General features: G+C 71.7%; 14 protein-coding genes. 6 read left to right on the top strand and 8 right to left on the bottom strand.

Going from position 1 to position 13,687, the window contains the following annotated elements; all coding sequences use genetic code 11:
- Nucleotides 1-3: 3 nt before the first annotated feature.
- Both AA0Z99_RS02405 and AA0Z99_RS02410 read right to left on the bottom strand, forming a co-directional pair.
- Nucleotides 4-423 carry a universal stress protein gene (locus tag AA0Z99_RS02405; protein WP_413319112.1) on the bottom strand — a complete coding sequence of 140 codons (420 nt, stop codon included), beginning with the start codon at nucleotides 421-423 and terminating at the stop codon, nucleotides 4-6.
- A complete protein-coding gene (locus AA0Z99_RS02410; RefSeq protein ID WP_413319114.1) occupies nucleotides 420-1,973 on the bottom strand; it encodes an APC family permease in 1,554 nt (517 codons plus the stop codon). The genes AA0Z99_RS02405 and AA0Z99_RS02410 overlap by 4 nt, the downstream gene beginning before the upstream one ends.
- A 207-nt stretch (nucleotides 1,974-2,180) precedes the next feature.
- On the opposite strand from AA0Z99_RS02410, the gene AA0Z99_RS02415 reads away from it, so the two are divergent.
- Nucleotides 2,181-3,419 (top strand): saccharopine dehydrogenase family protein, encoded by a 1,239-nt coding sequence (locus AA0Z99_RS02415; protein ID WP_413319116.1) that lies wholly within the window; start codon nucleotides 2,181-2,183, stop codon nucleotides 3,417-3,419.
- On the opposite strand, the gene AA0Z99_RS02420 is transcribed toward AA0Z99_RS02415, so the two are convergent.
- Nucleotides 3,416-4,279 carry a TIGR02206 family membrane protein gene (locus AA0Z99_RS02420; protein WP_413319118.1) on the bottom strand — a complete coding sequence of 288 codons (864 nt, stop codon included), beginning with the start codon at nucleotides 4,277-4,279 and terminating at the stop codon, nucleotides 3,416-3,418. The two genes, AA0Z99_RS02415 and AA0Z99_RS02420, sit on opposite strands and share 4 nt — an antisense overlap.
- Before the next feature lie 100 nt (nucleotides 4,280-4,379).
- Here AA0Z99_RS02420 and AA0Z99_RS02425 point away from each other — a divergent pair, with 100 nt between their 5' ends.
- The gene (locus AA0Z99_RS02425; protein WP_413319120.1) at nucleotides 4,380-4,829 is read left to right on the top strand and encodes an SRPBCC family protein; all 450 of its coding nucleotides are present in this window, start codon (nucleotides 4,380-4,382) and stop codon (nucleotides 4,827-4,829) included.
- A gap of 96 nt (nucleotides 4,830-4,925) precedes the next feature.
- Here AA0Z99_RS02425 and AA0Z99_RS02430 read toward each other — a convergent pair whose 3' ends face one another.
- Nucleotides 4,926-5,801, bottom strand: coding sequence for a hypothetical protein (locus AA0Z99_RS02430; RefSeq protein ID WP_413319122.1), 876 nt, complete (start codon nucleotides 5,799-5,801; stop codon nucleotides 4,926-4,928).
- A gap of 236 nt (nucleotides 5,802-6,037) precedes the next feature.
- Here AA0Z99_RS02430 and AA0Z99_RS02435 point away from each other — a divergent pair, with 236 nt between their 5' ends.
- Both AA0Z99_RS02435 and AA0Z99_RS02440 read left to right on the top strand, forming a co-directional pair.
- Nucleotides 6,038-8,188 carry a DEAD/DEAH box helicase gene (locus AA0Z99_RS02435; protein WP_413319124.1) on the top strand — a complete coding sequence of 717 codons (2,151 nt, stop codon included), beginning with the start codon at nucleotides 6,038-6,040 and terminating at the stop codon, nucleotides 8,186-8,188.
- Nucleotides 8,189-8,214: 26 nt separating this feature from the next.
- Nucleotides 8,215-8,958 carry a class I SAM-dependent methyltransferase gene (locus AA0Z99_RS02440; protein WP_413319125.1) on the top strand — a complete coding sequence of 248 codons (744 nt, stop codon included), beginning with the start codon at nucleotides 8,215-8,217 and terminating at the stop codon, nucleotides 8,956-8,958.
- On the opposite strand, the gene AA0Z99_RS02445 is transcribed toward AA0Z99_RS02440, so the two are convergent.
- The 4 genes from AA0Z99_RS02445 to AA0Z99_RS02460 form a co-directional block, all read right to left on the bottom strand.
- Nucleotides 8,937-9,665, bottom strand: coding sequence for a DsbA family oxidoreductase (locus AA0Z99_RS02445; protein ID WP_413319127.1), 729 nt, complete (start codon nucleotides 9,663-9,665; stop codon nucleotides 8,937-8,939). The genes AA0Z99_RS02440 and AA0Z99_RS02445 overlap by 22 nt on opposite strands.
- A 96-nt stretch (nucleotides 9,666-9,761) precedes the next feature.
- On the bottom strand, nucleotides 9,762-10,217 hold the full coding sequence (locus AA0Z99_RS02450; RefSeq protein ID WP_413319129.1) for a hypothetical protein: 456 nt from the start codon (nucleotides 10,215-10,217) through the stop codon (nucleotides 9,762-9,764).
- Nucleotides 10,218-10,226: 9 nt separating this feature from the next.
- Nucleotides 10,227-10,847: a CDP-alcohol phosphatidyltransferase family protein gene (locus tag AA0Z99_RS02455; RefSeq protein ID WP_413319131.1), complete on the bottom strand. Its 621-nt coding sequence runs from the start codon at nucleotides 10,845-10,847 to the stop codon at nucleotides 10,227-10,229.
- 107 nt (nucleotides 10,848-10,954) lie between these two features.
- The gene (locus AA0Z99_RS02460) at nucleotides 10,955-11,608 is read right to left on the bottom strand and encodes a TetR/AcrR family transcriptional regulator (RefSeq protein ID WP_413319133.1); all 654 of its coding nucleotides are present in this window, start codon (nucleotides 11,606-11,608) and stop codon (nucleotides 10,955-10,957) included.
- A gap of 72 nt (nucleotides 11,609-11,680) precedes the next feature.
- On the opposite strand from AA0Z99_RS02460, the gene AA0Z99_RS02465 reads away from it, so the two are divergent.
- Nucleotides 11,681-12,088, top strand: a complete 408-nt coding sequence (locus AA0Z99_RS02465) for a VOC family protein (RefSeq protein ID WP_413319135.1) — start codon at nucleotides 11,681-11,683, stop codon at nucleotides 12,086-12,088.
- Nucleotides 12,089-12,169: 81 nt separating this feature from the next.
- Nucleotides 12,170-13,666 (top strand): MDR family MFS transporter, encoded by a 1,497-nt coding sequence (locus AA0Z99_RS02470; RefSeq protein ID WP_413319137.1) that lies wholly within the window; start codon nucleotides 12,170-12,172, stop codon nucleotides 13,664-13,666.
- Nucleotides 13,667-13,687 lie beyond the last annotated feature (21 nt).

A 13,687-nucleotide genomic window follows, 5' to 3' on the forward strand; every position in this document is an offset into this window, starting at 1 on the left:
CGGTCACGCGGCGGGAGCCGGCACGCACAGCACCGGCCACCGGCTCAGGTGCAGCAGCTTGTGCGGGGTGGCACCGAGGATGGCGCCGCGGATCGGGCTCTCGCCCCAGGTGCCGACGACGATGACCGTCGCGTCGCGCGCCTCCGCCTGCTCGAGCAGGGCGTCGACCGGCTTCGCCGGGACCTCCGCGACGACGGCGTCGACGCCCGCGGCCCGGGCCGCCTCCAATCCCCGGCCGAGGGCGGCGCGCCCGAGCTGCGCCAGCGCGTCGGCGTGGCTGCGCTGCTCCTCGCCGAGGGTCGAGGGCGGTGCGGTGCCGTGCACGATCACGAGCTGCTCGCCGTACTTCTGCGCCAGGTCGATCGCGACGGCGAGCGCCGACCTGGCACCCGGGGATTCGTCGTAGCCGAGGATGATGCTCACTGCTTGCCTCCTTCGTCAGCGGCGGTCGTGGGCGAGACCTGCGGCAGCGCGCCGGTCTGGAACCGGATGATGTCCTGCTCGGCCGTGCTCGGGCGCTCCTCCCAGAAGCGGCGATCCCGGAAGTACCAGATGATCATCAGCACGACGCCGGTGACGAAGATGCCGATGCCGATCACGAGCGGCGGGCCGAGGCCGAACCACGCGGTCTCGCTGTAGGAGTTCTCGGGGTTGCCGTAGTCGATGATCGCGGCGACGAGCAGCGCGATGAGCATGAGCGATCCCACCACCGGTCCGACGCCGATGAGGACGAAGTTCTTCACGCTCGCGGTGAGCCGCTTGCGGAAGTAGATGGCGCACGCGATGCCGGTGAGGGCGTAGTAGAAGGCGATCAGCAGACCCAGCGCCGTGAGCGTGTCCCACAGGGCCGTCTCGCTCAGGACGCCGACGACGAGGTAGTAGGCGCTCGCGATGACCGCGACCCACCAGGTCGAGACGTCGGGCGTGCGGAAGCGCGGGTGGATGCGGCCGAACATCGCCGGCAGCGCCTTGCGCCGCGCCATGCTGAGCCCGGTTCGCGAGGCGGGGATGATCGTCGTCTGCGTCGAGGCGATCGCCGAGGTCGCGACGGACAGCATCACGACCCACGCCCACGGGCCCATGGTGTCGCTCGCGATCACCTGGAAGATCGCGTCCTCCTCATCGGCGGTCTCGGCGAGGAACGAGGTGCCCGCGAGCGCCACGACCGCGATCGTGACCGAGAGGTAGGTGACGAGCAGCACGATCGTCGACCAGATCGCCGCCTTGCCGGGCGCTTGCGAGGAATCGGTGGTCTCCTCGGTGAGGTTGACCGCCGACTCCCAGCCCCAGTAGGCGAACACGCCCAGCAGGAGCCCGGCCGTCACGCCCGTCCACCCGCCGCCGAAGGGGTTGAGCCACGCCCACTCTGGCGTGATGGAGTCGTAGGCAGAGCTGTTCGAGAAGACCTGCCAGAGCGCCACGACCGCGAAGACGAGGAGCGAGACGACCTGGAAGACGATGAGGACGTTCTGCACGCGCGCGGAGATCTCGGTGCCCCACACGCAGATCGCGGTCATCAGCACGATCAGCAGCACCGTCAGCACGCGGATGAGCACGGGGTCGTACGCGAGATCCTCGAGGCCGAAGGTGAGCAGCGAGTAGCGCACGCCCACCTCGGCGAGCGAGCCGACGATGAGCACGCCGGTCATCGTGATCGCCCAGCCGCCGATCCAGCCGAACCACGGCCCCATCGCGCGCGTGACCCACGAGAAGGTGGTGCCGCAGTCCTGGTCGACGGTGTTGAGGTAGTAGAAGGCCGAGGCGATGAGCAGCATCGGCACGAACGCGAGCAGCATCACGCCGGGCGCGTGCACGCCGGTGTACAGCACGAGGCCGCCGATGATGGCGGCGATCGTGTAGGCGGGGGAGGTCGAGGCGAGACCGATGACGAGCGCGTCGAAGAAGCCGATCGCGTTCGCCTTGAGCTTCGGGCCGCCATCGGGGGCGGCGGTCGTGGTGGGATCGTGGGGCACGAGCGCTCCTCCTAGTGCTGCTGCCGGCGCTGGCCCGCAGATGATCGCGCGACGGATTCGTTCGCCAAGCGCCATTTGGAACATGGCATCCGTCGTCGTTGGTGTCGAAGCCTATAGATTCCGCTGCCGCTGCGCTAGAGTCTGGCACGGCCAGGGTCGGCGGCACGCGCGGCTCGCGCCCGCGGCGCTGGCCTCGAGAGGAGCATCATGCGGATCCTGCTGGTCGGCGCCGGGGGCGTCGGAGGGGCGTTCGCCGCGATCGCGGCCAGGCGCGACTTCTACGAGGCGATCGTGATCGCCGACTACGACGAGGCCCGCGCGCAGCGCGCCGCCGACGTCGATGCGCGCTTCACGGCCGCGCGAGTGGACGCATCCGACCCCGACTCGGTCGCGGCGCTCTGCCGCGAGCACGGCATCACGCACGTGATGAACGCCGTCGACCCGCGCTTCGTCATGCCGATCTTCGACGGTGCGCTCGCGGCCGGGGCCGACTACCTCGACATGGCGATGAGCCTGTCGACGCGCCACCCCGACGAGCCCTACGCGAAGGTGGGCGTGAAGCTCGGCGACGAGCAGTTCGCGAAGGCTCAGGCGTGGGAGTCGGCCGGTCGCCTGGCGCTCGTGGGCATCGGGGTCGAGCCCGGGCTCTCGAACGTGCTGGCCCGCTACGCCGCCGACGAGCTGTTCGACCACATCGACGAGCTCGGCACGCGCGACGGCGCGAACCTCGCGGTGCACGACGACGACGGCAACGAGATCTTCGCGCCGTCGTTCTCGATCTGGACGACGATCGAGGAGTGCCTCAACCCGCCGGTGATCTGGGAGCGCGCACGCGCCGGCGTCGACGGAGGCTGGTACACCACCGAGCCGTTCAGCGAGCCCGAGGTCTTCGAATTCCCCGAGGGCATCGGGCCGGTCGAGTGCGTCAACGTCGAGCACGAGGAGGTGCTGCTGATGCCGCGCTGGCTCGACTGCGACCGCGTGACCTTCAAGTACGGGTTGGGCGCCGAGTTCATCGGCGTGCTGCAGACGCTCCACACGCTCGGCCTCGACCGCACCGAGAAGGTGCGCGTCGGCGGCGTCGAGGTGTCGCCGCGCGACGTCGTGGCGGCGTGCCTGCCCGATCCCGCGACGATCGGCCCGGTCATGACGGGCAAGACCTGCGCCGGCGTCTGGGTGCGCGGCACCGGCAAGGATGGCGAGCAACGCTCGACCTACCTCTACCACGTGGTCGACAACGCCTGGTCGATGGAGGAGTACGGCCACCAGTGCGTCGTCTGGCAGACGGCGATCAACCCGGTCATCGCGCTAGAGCTCCTGGCGACCGGTGCCTGGTCGGGCGCGGGCGTGCTCGGGCCGGAGGCGATGCCGCCGAAGCCGTTCCTCGACCTGCTCGGCGAGTACGGCAGCCCCTGGGGGCAGATGGAGGTCGCGCCCGCGGTCTAGAGCGTCGCGGTCTCGGGCGTCGCGGCCTCCTGCGTCGCGACGCCCGTGCGCCGCCGGCCCCTTGCGTTCCGGGCCACGCTCGCCAGCGGTCGCACCGCGCCGAGTCGCTTGCGACGCACGATGCCGAGGCGGTCGTCGATGGGTGCGGAGGCGATGCTGCGAGCGGTCGTCCACGGCCAGGTCATCAGCGCCCACACCGAGGCGACGAGCACTGCTTCCCAGAGGATGTAGATCGGCCACGGCCCCAGCACGTCGAGCAGCGTCGGCCCCTCCGGGGCGTAGCTCAGGTAGCCGTAGTTCGCGCCGATCGCGCCGTTGGCGACCAGCGCGAGCCCCGCCCAGCCGACGGCGAGCGCGAAGGCGGTGCCGTAGCCGAACCACGTCGGCCGGTACCCGAGGCCCCACACGAGCACGACCGGGGCGACCATCACCGTGATGTGCAGGATCCAGTACATGGCGGAGTCGAGCCAGGGCACGCCGAAGGCGTAGGTGAGGTCCGGTGTCAGCATGGACTGCAGGTTGAGCGTCAGGCCCCAGAAGTAGCTGACCGCGATGGCCCAGCCGGAGCGACGGATCAGCGCGACCGCGGTGATGACGCGGAGCGCGTCGGAGAAGTGGAGCGGCAGCGATTCGAGGACGTCGTAGTTGTGGGGGAGCATGCCCCACACCGTCCACAGCACCGTGATGACGAGGAGGGCCCATCCGGCCACGCTCATCCAGCGCTCGACGAGCCGCTGATCGCGCGCCCGGCGGACGAGGCGCGGCAGCACGACGATGAGCGCGATGGTCAGCGCCAGCGCTGCGAAGTGCTCTGCGCCGTACGGCTCCATGCGCTCGACCGCCGGTGCAGCGTGCAACATTCTTGCAGTCTAGGTAGGTTTGGCGCTCTTCGGTGCGCGATCACCACAGACGATGCCGGTCGCCGGGGCGCCTGCCATGCTCGTGCGCTTGGATCGACCCATGAGCAGCAGCAGCGAATCCAGGGTCGTGCAGGCCAGCCGCGTCATCGCGGCACCGGCGGCGACCGTCTTCGAGCACATCGCGGATCCCGCGAAGCAGCCCGCCTGGGACGGCAACGACAACCTCGGTGCGGCGGCAGGCGGCCAGCGCGTGCGCGCCGTCGGCGACGTCTTCGCGATGACGCTCACGAACGGCGCCGTGCGGGAGAACCACGTGGTCGAGCTCGAGGAGGGCCGCCGCATCGCGTGGAAGCCGGCCGTCGAGGGCGGGCAGCCGATCGGGCACGTGTGGCGATGGGAGCTCGAGCCCGAGGGCGACGGCACGCGTGTGACCCACACCTACGACTGGAGCGAGCTGCACGACGAGAGCCGGCTCGAGCGCGCTCGCTCCACGCGCGCCGAGAACCTGCGCGCATCCATCGATCGCCTCGCGGGGCTGCTCGAGGGCTGACCCGCCCAGCGGCAGCGATCGCCGAGCGTCACCGGTTGCCGAGCCTCACCGGTTGCCGAGCGTCACCGGTTGCCGAGCGTCACCGGTTGCCGAGCGTCACCGGTTGATGGTGTCGCCGCTCCAGCTCAGGTCGGCGTCGGCGGCGACCTCGAAGGCCTCGAAGGCCGGGTCGGCGAGCACCTCGGCGATGAGCGCGGCGGGACCGCCGACGAGCGTGGAGTCCCAGTCGATCTCGGTGGCGACGATCCATGCGCGATCGGCCGGCCAGACGAGCTGCGGCGAAGGGGCGCCGTGGAAGAGCGGGTCCCAGCCGATGCCCGCGCGGTAGCCCCAGTCGGGATCGGCGAGCTCGGTCAGCGTCGCCGCGAGCAGCACGAAGTCCCGGTGGGGGAGGTGCAGCAGGGGCCCTCGCTCGCGCGCCCGCAGGAACGCGGGGGAGAACGCGGAGGCGCCGGCCGCCCGCTCCTGCCGCAGGAGCTGGGCCGCGACGACGGCAGCAGCGGCGTCGTCGTCGTCGTCGGGCACGAACGTGCCGAAGGGGGCGGGCGTGCCCCACCCGTTCCAGATCCCGACCGTGATGTCGTCTGGCTCCGCTGTGTGCGTGCGCAGGCTCGAGGTGAGCCTGGCCATGAGCGCGGGATCGAACCAGCCGTCGCGGCTCTGCTCAGCGCCCCAGCCGTCGGAGAACTCCAGCGCTCGCTCCTCGTCGGTGATGCGCTGCCACTGCACGAGCGGATGCATCGTCCTGCCGTTGCGCTTGGCGAGCTCCCGCCACGGCCACTGCGCCTCCTCGGCGACGGGGTGTCTGACCCACGCGTCGGTCGTGGTGAGATCGAGGCGGCGGGCACCGACGGGGTGCAGCACCCGCGCGTAGCGCTCGAAGCCGCCGCCCGCGACGCCGGCGACCGTCGCCCACGCCCCGAGCCGATCGCGCAGCCAGGCGCCCCGCCCGACGTCGTCCGTGACACGCATGGCGACAGGCTAGCTGTGCACGGCCTGCGCGCGGATCCTCGGTCGAGGGGTAGCATGGTGCGCAGGCGTCAGCTCGCCGGTCCTCGCCGGTGTCACATCGTGGCATCCCGCGCACCGCAGCCGCCGTCGCCGGCTCGTCGAGTCGCCGCCGCACATGCAGGTCGTGTCGAGCGGCACACTCGTCGCAGCATGAACGCCGGGGTCGTGACATCGGCCCCGCCTCGAATGGAGGACATGTGGCAGACGCCGCGATCATCGATGCGCCTCAGGCGGATGCCGATCCCTCGGACATCGTCGAGCCGGACGCATCGCCCGAGCACCCGTCGCGCGACCGCGACGCCCTCATCCCGCAGCTCGCCCGCGCCGTGCGCCAGGTCGAGGCCGGGGTCAAGCGCGGTGCCGCATCGCGCTCGACCCGCGTCAAGCTGCAGGTCGTGGCGATGCTCGCGCGCGAGGAGCGCGCCCGCGTGCGCGCCGACACGGCGCTGAGCGACGCGGAGCGCGCCGAGGATCTCAAGCGCCTCGACGGCATCGCGATGATCCTGGCGAAGGCGGCCAGCCGCGAGCCCACGCTGCTGCCGCTGCTCGGCGAGGGCGCGCCCATCACCGACGCGGTGCGGGAGCGCAAGCGCGAGATGCTGCTGGCGGCGGGCCTCGAGCCCGAGGTCGAGCAGCGGTCGGCACCCGAGCCCGAGCCCACCGAGCCGCTCGCGCCGCAGGTGGTGCCGCCGTCGGTGCGCCGCGTGCAGCTGGCGAAGCCGTTCCTCGAGCCCGACTTCTCCCACATCCGCCGCAAGCCCGAGCGCGACCGGCTCGCCGGCTTCGACCTGCTCTCGCCCCTCTACCTCTCGTTCGAGGTCGCCGCGGACGGCAAGCCCGCGTGCATGCCCCTGCCCGAGCCGCAGCGACGCATCGCGCCGGGCGGCAAGGAGCTCATGCTGCATCAGGCGCAGCTCGTGCAGTCGGCGCGCGAGGGTCACCGCACCTTCCTGCTCGCCGACGAGCCCGGCCTCGGCAAGACCGCGCAGGCGCTGCTCGCCGCGCAGGCGGCCGACGCCTTCCCGCTGCTCGTCGTGGCGCCGAGCGTCGTCAAGATCAACTGGGCGCGCGAGACCGAGCGCTGGGTGCCCGGTCGGCGCGCGGCGGTCGTGCAGGGCGACGGCGACGAGCTGGACGCCTTCGCCGACGTCGTCGTCGTGAACTACGAGGTGCTCGACCGGCACCTCAGCTGGCTCGAGCGCTTCGGGTTCCGCGGCATGGTCGTCGACGAGGCGCACTTCATCAAGAACACGCGCTCGAAGCGTTCAAGGCACGTGCTGCAGATCGCGGCAGCGCTGCGTGAGCGCATCGGCAACCCGCTGCTGATGGCGCTCACCGGCACGCCGCTCATCAACGACATCGAGGACTTCGGCGCGATCTGGCGGTTCCTCGGCTGGATCGATCAGAAGGAGCCGAACGCCGAGCTCACGGACGACCTCGAGCAGATCGGGCTGACGCCGATGGATCGCGGGTTCTACCCCGCGGCCCGCAAGGCCGTCATCGACATGGGCATCGTGCGTCGCCGCAAGATCGACGTCGCGAGCGACATCCCCGCTCGCCGCATCGCCGACATCCCCGTCGAGCTCGACGAATCCGAGGTGCGCTCGATCCGCGCGGCAGAGCGAGAGCTGATCGACCGCATGGTCCGGCGCTACGACGCCGCGCTGCTGCAGCGCACCGCCGACCACGACGCGACGATCGACGAGGAGCTGATCCGCCGCATCGCCCGCAGCGAGGTCGAGACGCAGGAGGGCGGCACGGGCGAGAACGTGTTCGCGCTCGCCCGCCGCATCGGTCGCGCGAAGGCCGACCTCGCCGCCGACTACACGGCGCAGCTCGCGCACTCGGTCGGCAAGGTGGTCTTCTTCGCCAAACACATCGATGTGCTCGACACCGCAGAGCAGAAGCTCGCGAAGGCGGGCATCTCGACCGTCTCGATCCGCGGCGACCAGACGCCGACGCAGCGGCAGCGCGCGATCGACGCCTTCACGAACGACGAGTCGGTGCAGGTCATCGTCTGCTCGCTCATGGCCGCGGGCGTGGGCGTCAACCTCCAGGCGGCAGCCGACATGGTGATCGCGGAGCTCTCGTGGACCGACGCCGAGCAGACCCAGGCGATCGACCGCATCCACCGCATCGGGCAGTCGATGCCCGTCACGGTGTGGCGCATCCTCGCCGCGCAGACGATCGACACGCGCATCGCCGAGCTGCTCGACGCGAAGGCCGGCCTCGTCGGCCGCGCCATCGACGGCACGGCGGGCGATGAGCCCACGAGCGGCGACCTGCGGCTCGAGGCGGTCGTCGGCATGCTGCGCGACGCGGTCGTGGCGCGCAGCCGCCGCGCCTAGTCGGCGCGCGGGAGCGAGGGCGGGCCGTGGCAGACGCGATCTTCGAGGATCCGCGCCTCGCCGCGGTCTACGACGCGCTCGACGCCGATCGCAGCGATCTCGAGGTCTACGCCGCGCTCGTCGCCGACGAGCTCGGCGCCCGAACGGCGCTCGACATCGGCTGCGGCACCGGCACCTTCGCGCTCATGCTCGCCGAGCGGGGGCTCGCGGTGGTCGGCGTCGATCCCGCCGGCGCATCCGTCGAGGTCGCCCGCGGCAAGCCGGGGGCGGAGCGGGTCGCGTGGCACGTCGGCACGGCGGATGCGCTGCCGCCGATGGCCGTCGACGCCGTGACCATGACGGCGAACGTCGCGCAGGTCTTCGTCGACGACGCCGCCTGGCGCGCGGTGCTCGCAGCCGCCCACGAGCGGCTGCGGCCCGGTGGCACGCTGGTGGTCGAGGCACGCCGGGTCGAGGGTCGCGCCTGGCTCGAGTGGACGCCGGAGGCGAGCCGGCAGGTCGTCGACGTGCCCCACGAGGGCGAGGTGGAGGACTGGGTCGACGTGACGGCGGTGGATGCGACGGCCGACGGCGGCGCGATCGTCACCTTCGTCTCGCCGACGATCTTCCACCGCGACGGGCACCGGATCGACTCGACGTCGACGCTGCGCTTCCGGCCGCGCGAGGCGATCGAGCGCGCGCTCGAGGCGTGCGGCTTCGAGGTCCTCGACGTGCGCGACGCGCCCGACCGCCCGGGCCGCGAATGGGTCTACGTGGCGCGTCGCCCCTGAGCCCGTCGCCCCTGAGCCGGTCGCCCCTGGGCCGGATCGCTCGTCGAGGGCACGGTCTCCTGCAGCGCCGACGCGCGAGCCTGGTCGAGCGCCTGCGCGAAGACCTCCGCCGGCTGCGCGCCAGAGAGCCCGAGCCGCATGTCGAAGACGAAGAACGGCACGCCGGTCACGCCGAGCTCCTGCGCCTGCGCGATGTCCGCGCGCACGGCGGGGAGGTGGCGCTCGTCGGCGAGCGCCGCTCGGATCTCCTGCTCGTCCAACCCCGCGCCCGCGCCGATGTCCACGAGCGCATCGACGTCGCCGATGTCGATGCCGCGCTCGAAGTGGGCCGACAGCAGGGCGTCCTTCACCGCATCCGCAGCACCCGGCTGCTCGTGCGACTTCGCGAGGTGCAGCAGCTGGTGGGCTCGCAGGCTGTTGGCGACCACGAGCGCGTCGAAGTCGTAGGCCAGCCCTTCGCCGGCGGCCTGCTGCGTCACGTGCTGGAACATCTCCCGCACCTGCGCGACCGGCATGCCCTTGCGCTCGGCGAGGTACTCGGCCTCGGTGCCGTCGTAGTGCCCGGGCAGGCCGGGGTCGAGCTGGTACGAGTGCCACGTCACCTCGACCTCCTCGCGATGCTCCCAGGCGCCCAGCGCTCGCTCGAAGCGGCGCTTCCCGATGAAGCACCACGGGCACGCCACGTCTGACCAGATGTCGATCTGCATGGTGGAGGCAACAGCTCCCGTCGCCGTGGGATTCCGGCTGCGGCAGCCGCTGCCGGATGCCCCGCGGCGTGGAGCGCTCGGCTCAGCGCGGCGGGCTCAGCGCGGCAGCTCGTCGATGAGCGCGTCGGCCTCTGGGTCGTCCCAGTCGTCGAGGTCGAAGTCGTCGTCATCGCCCGCGGCGACCGCGGCGGCCGGAGCGGGCACGACCGGCAGCGCGTCGGCCGGGTCGGCATCGTCGCCGAGCCACGCGTCGGCGGCAGCGTCGAGCTCGTCGTCGCCGTCCTCCGCGTCGTCCTCGTCGCGCTCGTCATCCTCGGCCAGCTCCTCGCGCAGCCACTGCGCGAGGGTGCCGTCGGCGTCGGCCTCGGCGAGCGCTTCGACGTTCTCCTCGTCCAGCAGCAGGATCGCCGAGACCCGATCGCCGTCACGACCCACGATCGAGTCGGCGTCGCCGTCCTCGCCCGCGACGCGCTCGACCGTGTCGTGCCACCCGGCCATCACGTCCTCGACTCGCGCGGCGATCCGCTCGCGATCGTCAAGCCAGTCGCTCATCGATCCCCCTCATCGATCCCCACCCGTGTGCTCACCGCGTCCAGTCTGCACCCGTCGCGGGCGACGCGCCTGCACGATGTAGTCGATGCCGGCCACCACGTGGAGCCCCACGCCGAGCACCATCAGGGTCATGCCCACCGGCATGGCCCAGGCGAGCACGGTGTGGCCGATCAGCAGCACCACGATGGCGGTCAGCAGCATCGCCGTGCGCACCTTGCCGGCCCACGAGACGTGGATGCTGCCGTCGCGGGCGGCCTTGCCGGCGAACACGACGGTCGCGACGTCGACGGCGAAGATCACGGCGAGGATCCACCAGTCGACCGCGCCGCCGAGGGCGAGGGCGAGGGTGACGCCGATGATGCCGATGCGGTCGGCGATCGGGTCGAGCACCTCGCCCAGTCGCGACTCCTGGTGCAGCGCCCGCGCCAGCACGCCGTCGATCCAATCGGTGGCCGCCCAGAGCGCGAGCAGGATGACGGGCAGCCACGACCCTTGCGCGCCGAAGACGATCAGCCAGCACACCGGCACCAGCAGCAGCAGCCGGGCGAGCGTGACGAGGTTGGGCAGCGTCAGGACGCGCGTGAAGAAGGGGTCGTCCGGATCGCGAGCGCGATCCGAGGTGCGGGGCATGCATTCTTGATAGCACGGGCTCGCCGGCGCGGGCGAGCGACGGGCAGCTGGCGCCCCGGCGCCGGGCGACGACGGAGCCGAGCAGCGCATGCCCGCCGCGGGGGCGGTCAGGGTTCCGGCGTCGCCTCGGCCAGCCCCAGGCGCACCATCTCGACGACCCGCCAGGACAGCATCCGACGGGTGTCGTCGTCGAGCGAGCGCAGCGGCCCCTCCACCGTCAGCGATGCGAACCCGTGGACGGCCGACCAGGCGAGCGCCTCGGCGCCCGGGCGGGCGGCGGGGGAGAGCTCGCCGGCGGCCTGGAGCGCGTCGAGCGCTCGCTCGAGCTGCTCGTAGGGCGTGCGCCCGCACGCGCCGCGCGCCTCCTCCAGGTGCACGGCATCCAGGTCGCGATGCACGCGGAAGGCGAGGCGGAACAAGCCCGGCTCGCGCCATGCCCAGCGGATGTAGCCCAGCCCGACCGCCGCGATCGCGCCGTCCGCCCAGGCGCGATCGCCGTGCTGCGAGCCGTCGGAGGGGGGCACCTGCGCGATCTCCTGCTCCATCGCATCCGCCACCTGGGCGAGCGCGCGCAGCGCGAGCGCTGAGACGAGCGACTGGTGGCTGTCGAAGTGCCGGTACACGGCGGAGGGGGCGACGCCCGTCGCGCGCGCGAGCTCGCGCACGCTGACCGCGTCGGGCCCGCCGTCGCGGGCAGCGTGGATGCCGGCGTCGAGCAGCGCTCTGCGCAGGTCGCCGTGGAAGTAGCCGGTCCGTGCCATCGCCCTTGACGCTACTAGGCCCCCGCACTAATGTGAACGCCGTTCACACTCTCGGTTCCCTGAGGAGCAGCCATGGCAGTCCAGATGATCTTCCCCAACTACGCCGTCGCCGACATCGCGCGCGCGACCGCCTTCTACGAGGGCCTCGGCTTCTCGAAGAACGAGATGTTCAGCGATGAGCGCACCAGCTGCATGGTCGTGAGCGAGCAGGCCTCGATCATGCTGCTCGAGCACGACCGCTTCGACGAGTTCCTGGTGGGCGATCAGCAGCGCGCGCCGCAGGGATCGGTCGAGAACCTGCTCGCGATGCTCTTGGGAAGCACAGCGGAGGTCGACGCGTTCGCTTCTGCAGGCACGACCGCAGGCGGTACCCTGTCGAAGCCGGTCACGGCGGATGAGTGGGGCATGTACGGCGGTCAGCTCACCGATCCCGACGGCCACATCATCGACTTCTTCTTCATGGAGGCCCCGCAGGCCTGACCTGCGCCGCCTCCTCTCACGCACCGACGCGAACCCAGCGGGAGCACTCCCGCTGGGTTCGTCTCGCCATCACGGAGCACCATGCAGATCGACACCCAGAACGAGCGGCCCGCGCCGCAGCCCGCATCCGAGCCCCAGCGCCTGCCCGCCGGCGGTGCCCTGATCATCGCCACGCTCCTGATCTCGGCCTTCGTCGTGATCCTCAACGAGACGGCGATGAACGTCGCCATCTCCACCCTCATCACCGATCCGATGCTCGGCATCGACGAGCGCGCGGCGCAGTGGCTCACGACCGCGTTCCTGCTCACGATGGCGGTCGTCATCCCGACCACGGGATGGCTGATGGCGCGCTTCAGCAAGCGCACGCTCTACATCGCCGCCATGGGCACCTTCGTGCTCGGCAGCGTGGTCGCCGGGTTCGCTCCCTCCTTCCCGCTGCTGCTGCTGGGCCGCATCGTGCAGGCCTCGGGCACGGCGATCGTGTTCCCGCTGCTCATGACGACGGTCATGCAGCTCGTGCCGCCCGCCCGTCGCGGCGCCTTCATGGGCACCATCTCGATGGTCATGTCGGTCGCACCCGCCCTCGGCCCGACGGTCTCCGGCGTGATCCTGCAGTTCGGCTCGTGGCGCTGGATCTTCCTCGGCGTCGCACCGCTCGCGCTGCTCATGCTGCTGATCGGCGCGCGCAACCTCAGCAGCGCCGCGCTCGACGACCGGCCCAAGCTCGACGGGCTCTCGATCCCGCTGGCCGCCTTCGGCTTCGGCGGCCTCGTCTACGGCCTCTCGCTGCTCGGCGCCGAGGGCCTGCCGGCCTGGCAGCTGCCGCTCTCGCTCGCGGTGGGCGTGCTCAGCCTCGTCGCCTTCGTGCTCCGCCAGCTGCGCCTGCAGCGCACCGACGACGCGCTGCTCGATCTCCGCACCTTCCGGCACCCGCTGTTCACCACCACCGTGGTCATCATGATGCTCGCGATGGCCGCCATGTTCGGCACGCTCATCATGCTGCCGCTGATCCTGCAGGACTCCATGGGGCTCGAGCCGCTCCAGGTGGGCCTGATCACGATGCCCGGCGCGCTGCTGACGGGGCTCCTCGGCCCGGTGGTCGGCAACCTCTACGACCGCTTCGGCCCGCGCCCGCTCGTCATCCCGGGCGGCCTGGTCGTGCTCGCGGCGCTCGTGCTCTACACGACCCTCAGCCCGTCGACGCCCTGGTGGATGGTGCTCATCATGCAGATGGTGCTGATGCTGGGCTTCGCCTTCACCTTCCCGCCGCTGTTCACGGTGTCGCTCGCGGCGCTGCCGAAGCGGCTCTACGGCCACGGCTCCGCGATCGTCGGCACCGTCCAGCAGGTCGCGGGCGCTGCCGGGACGGCGCTGTTCGTCACCGTCATGGCGACCAGGCAGGGCCAGCTGGTCGCCGAGGGCGTCTCGCGCGGCGACGCGCTGCTGGAGGGCGCGCGCATCGCGTTCATGGGCGCCGCGGCGCTGTGGCTCGTGGGCGTCGCCGCGACGTTCTGGATGCGCAAGCCCGCAGACGTCGTGCCGGACGAGCGCGAGGCCGAGCGGAGCGCTCCCGCCTGATCGCCCGGCCCACCGGGCCCG

Source organism: Agrococcus phoenicis, from assembly GCF_047302415.1.
Taxonomy (GTDB): domain Bacteria; phylum Actinomycetota; class Actinomycetes; order Actinomycetales; family Microbacteriaceae; genus Agrococcus.

Coding starts and splice junctions, on each gene's coding strand:
- AA0Z99_RS02420 (WP_413319118.1), bottom strand. CDS start 4,279: ATGTTGCACGCTGCACCGGCGGTCGAGCGCATGGAGCCGTACGGCGCA.
- AA0Z99_RS02465 (WP_413319135.1), top strand. CDS start 11,681: ATGGCAGTCCAGATGATCTTCCCCAACTACGCCGTCGCCGACATCGCG.
- AA0Z99_RS02470 (WP_413319137.1), top strand. CDS start 12,170: ATGCAGATCGACACCCAGAACGAGCGGCCCGCGCCGCAGCCCGCATCC.
- AA0Z99_RS02425 (WP_413319120.1), top strand. CDS start 4,380: ATGAGCAGCAGCAGCGAATCCAGGGTCGTGCAGGCCAGCCGCGTCATC.
- AA0Z99_RS02445 (WP_413319127.1), bottom strand. CDS start 9,665: ATGCAGATCGACATCTGGTCAGACGTGGCGTGCCCGTGGTGCTTCATC.
- AA0Z99_RS02430 (WP_413319122.1), bottom strand. CDS start 5,801: ATGCGTGTCACGGACGACGTCGGGCGGGGCGCCTGGCTGCGCGATCGG.
- AA0Z99_RS02450 (WP_413319129.1), bottom strand. CDS start 10,217: ATGAGCGACTGGCTTGACGATCGCGAGCGGATCGCCGCGCGAGTCGAG.
- AA0Z99_RS02415 (WP_413319116.1), top strand. CDS start 2,181: ATGCGGATCCTGCTGGTCGGCGCCGGGGGCGTCGGAGGGGCGTTCGCC.
- AA0Z99_RS02455 (WP_413319131.1), bottom strand. CDS start 10,847: ATGCCCCGCACCTCGGATCGCGCTCGCGATCCGGACGACCCCTTCTTC.
- AA0Z99_RS02460 (WP_413319133.1), bottom strand. CDS start 11,608: ATGGCACGGACCGGCTACTTCCACGGCGACCTGCGCAGAGCGCTGCTC.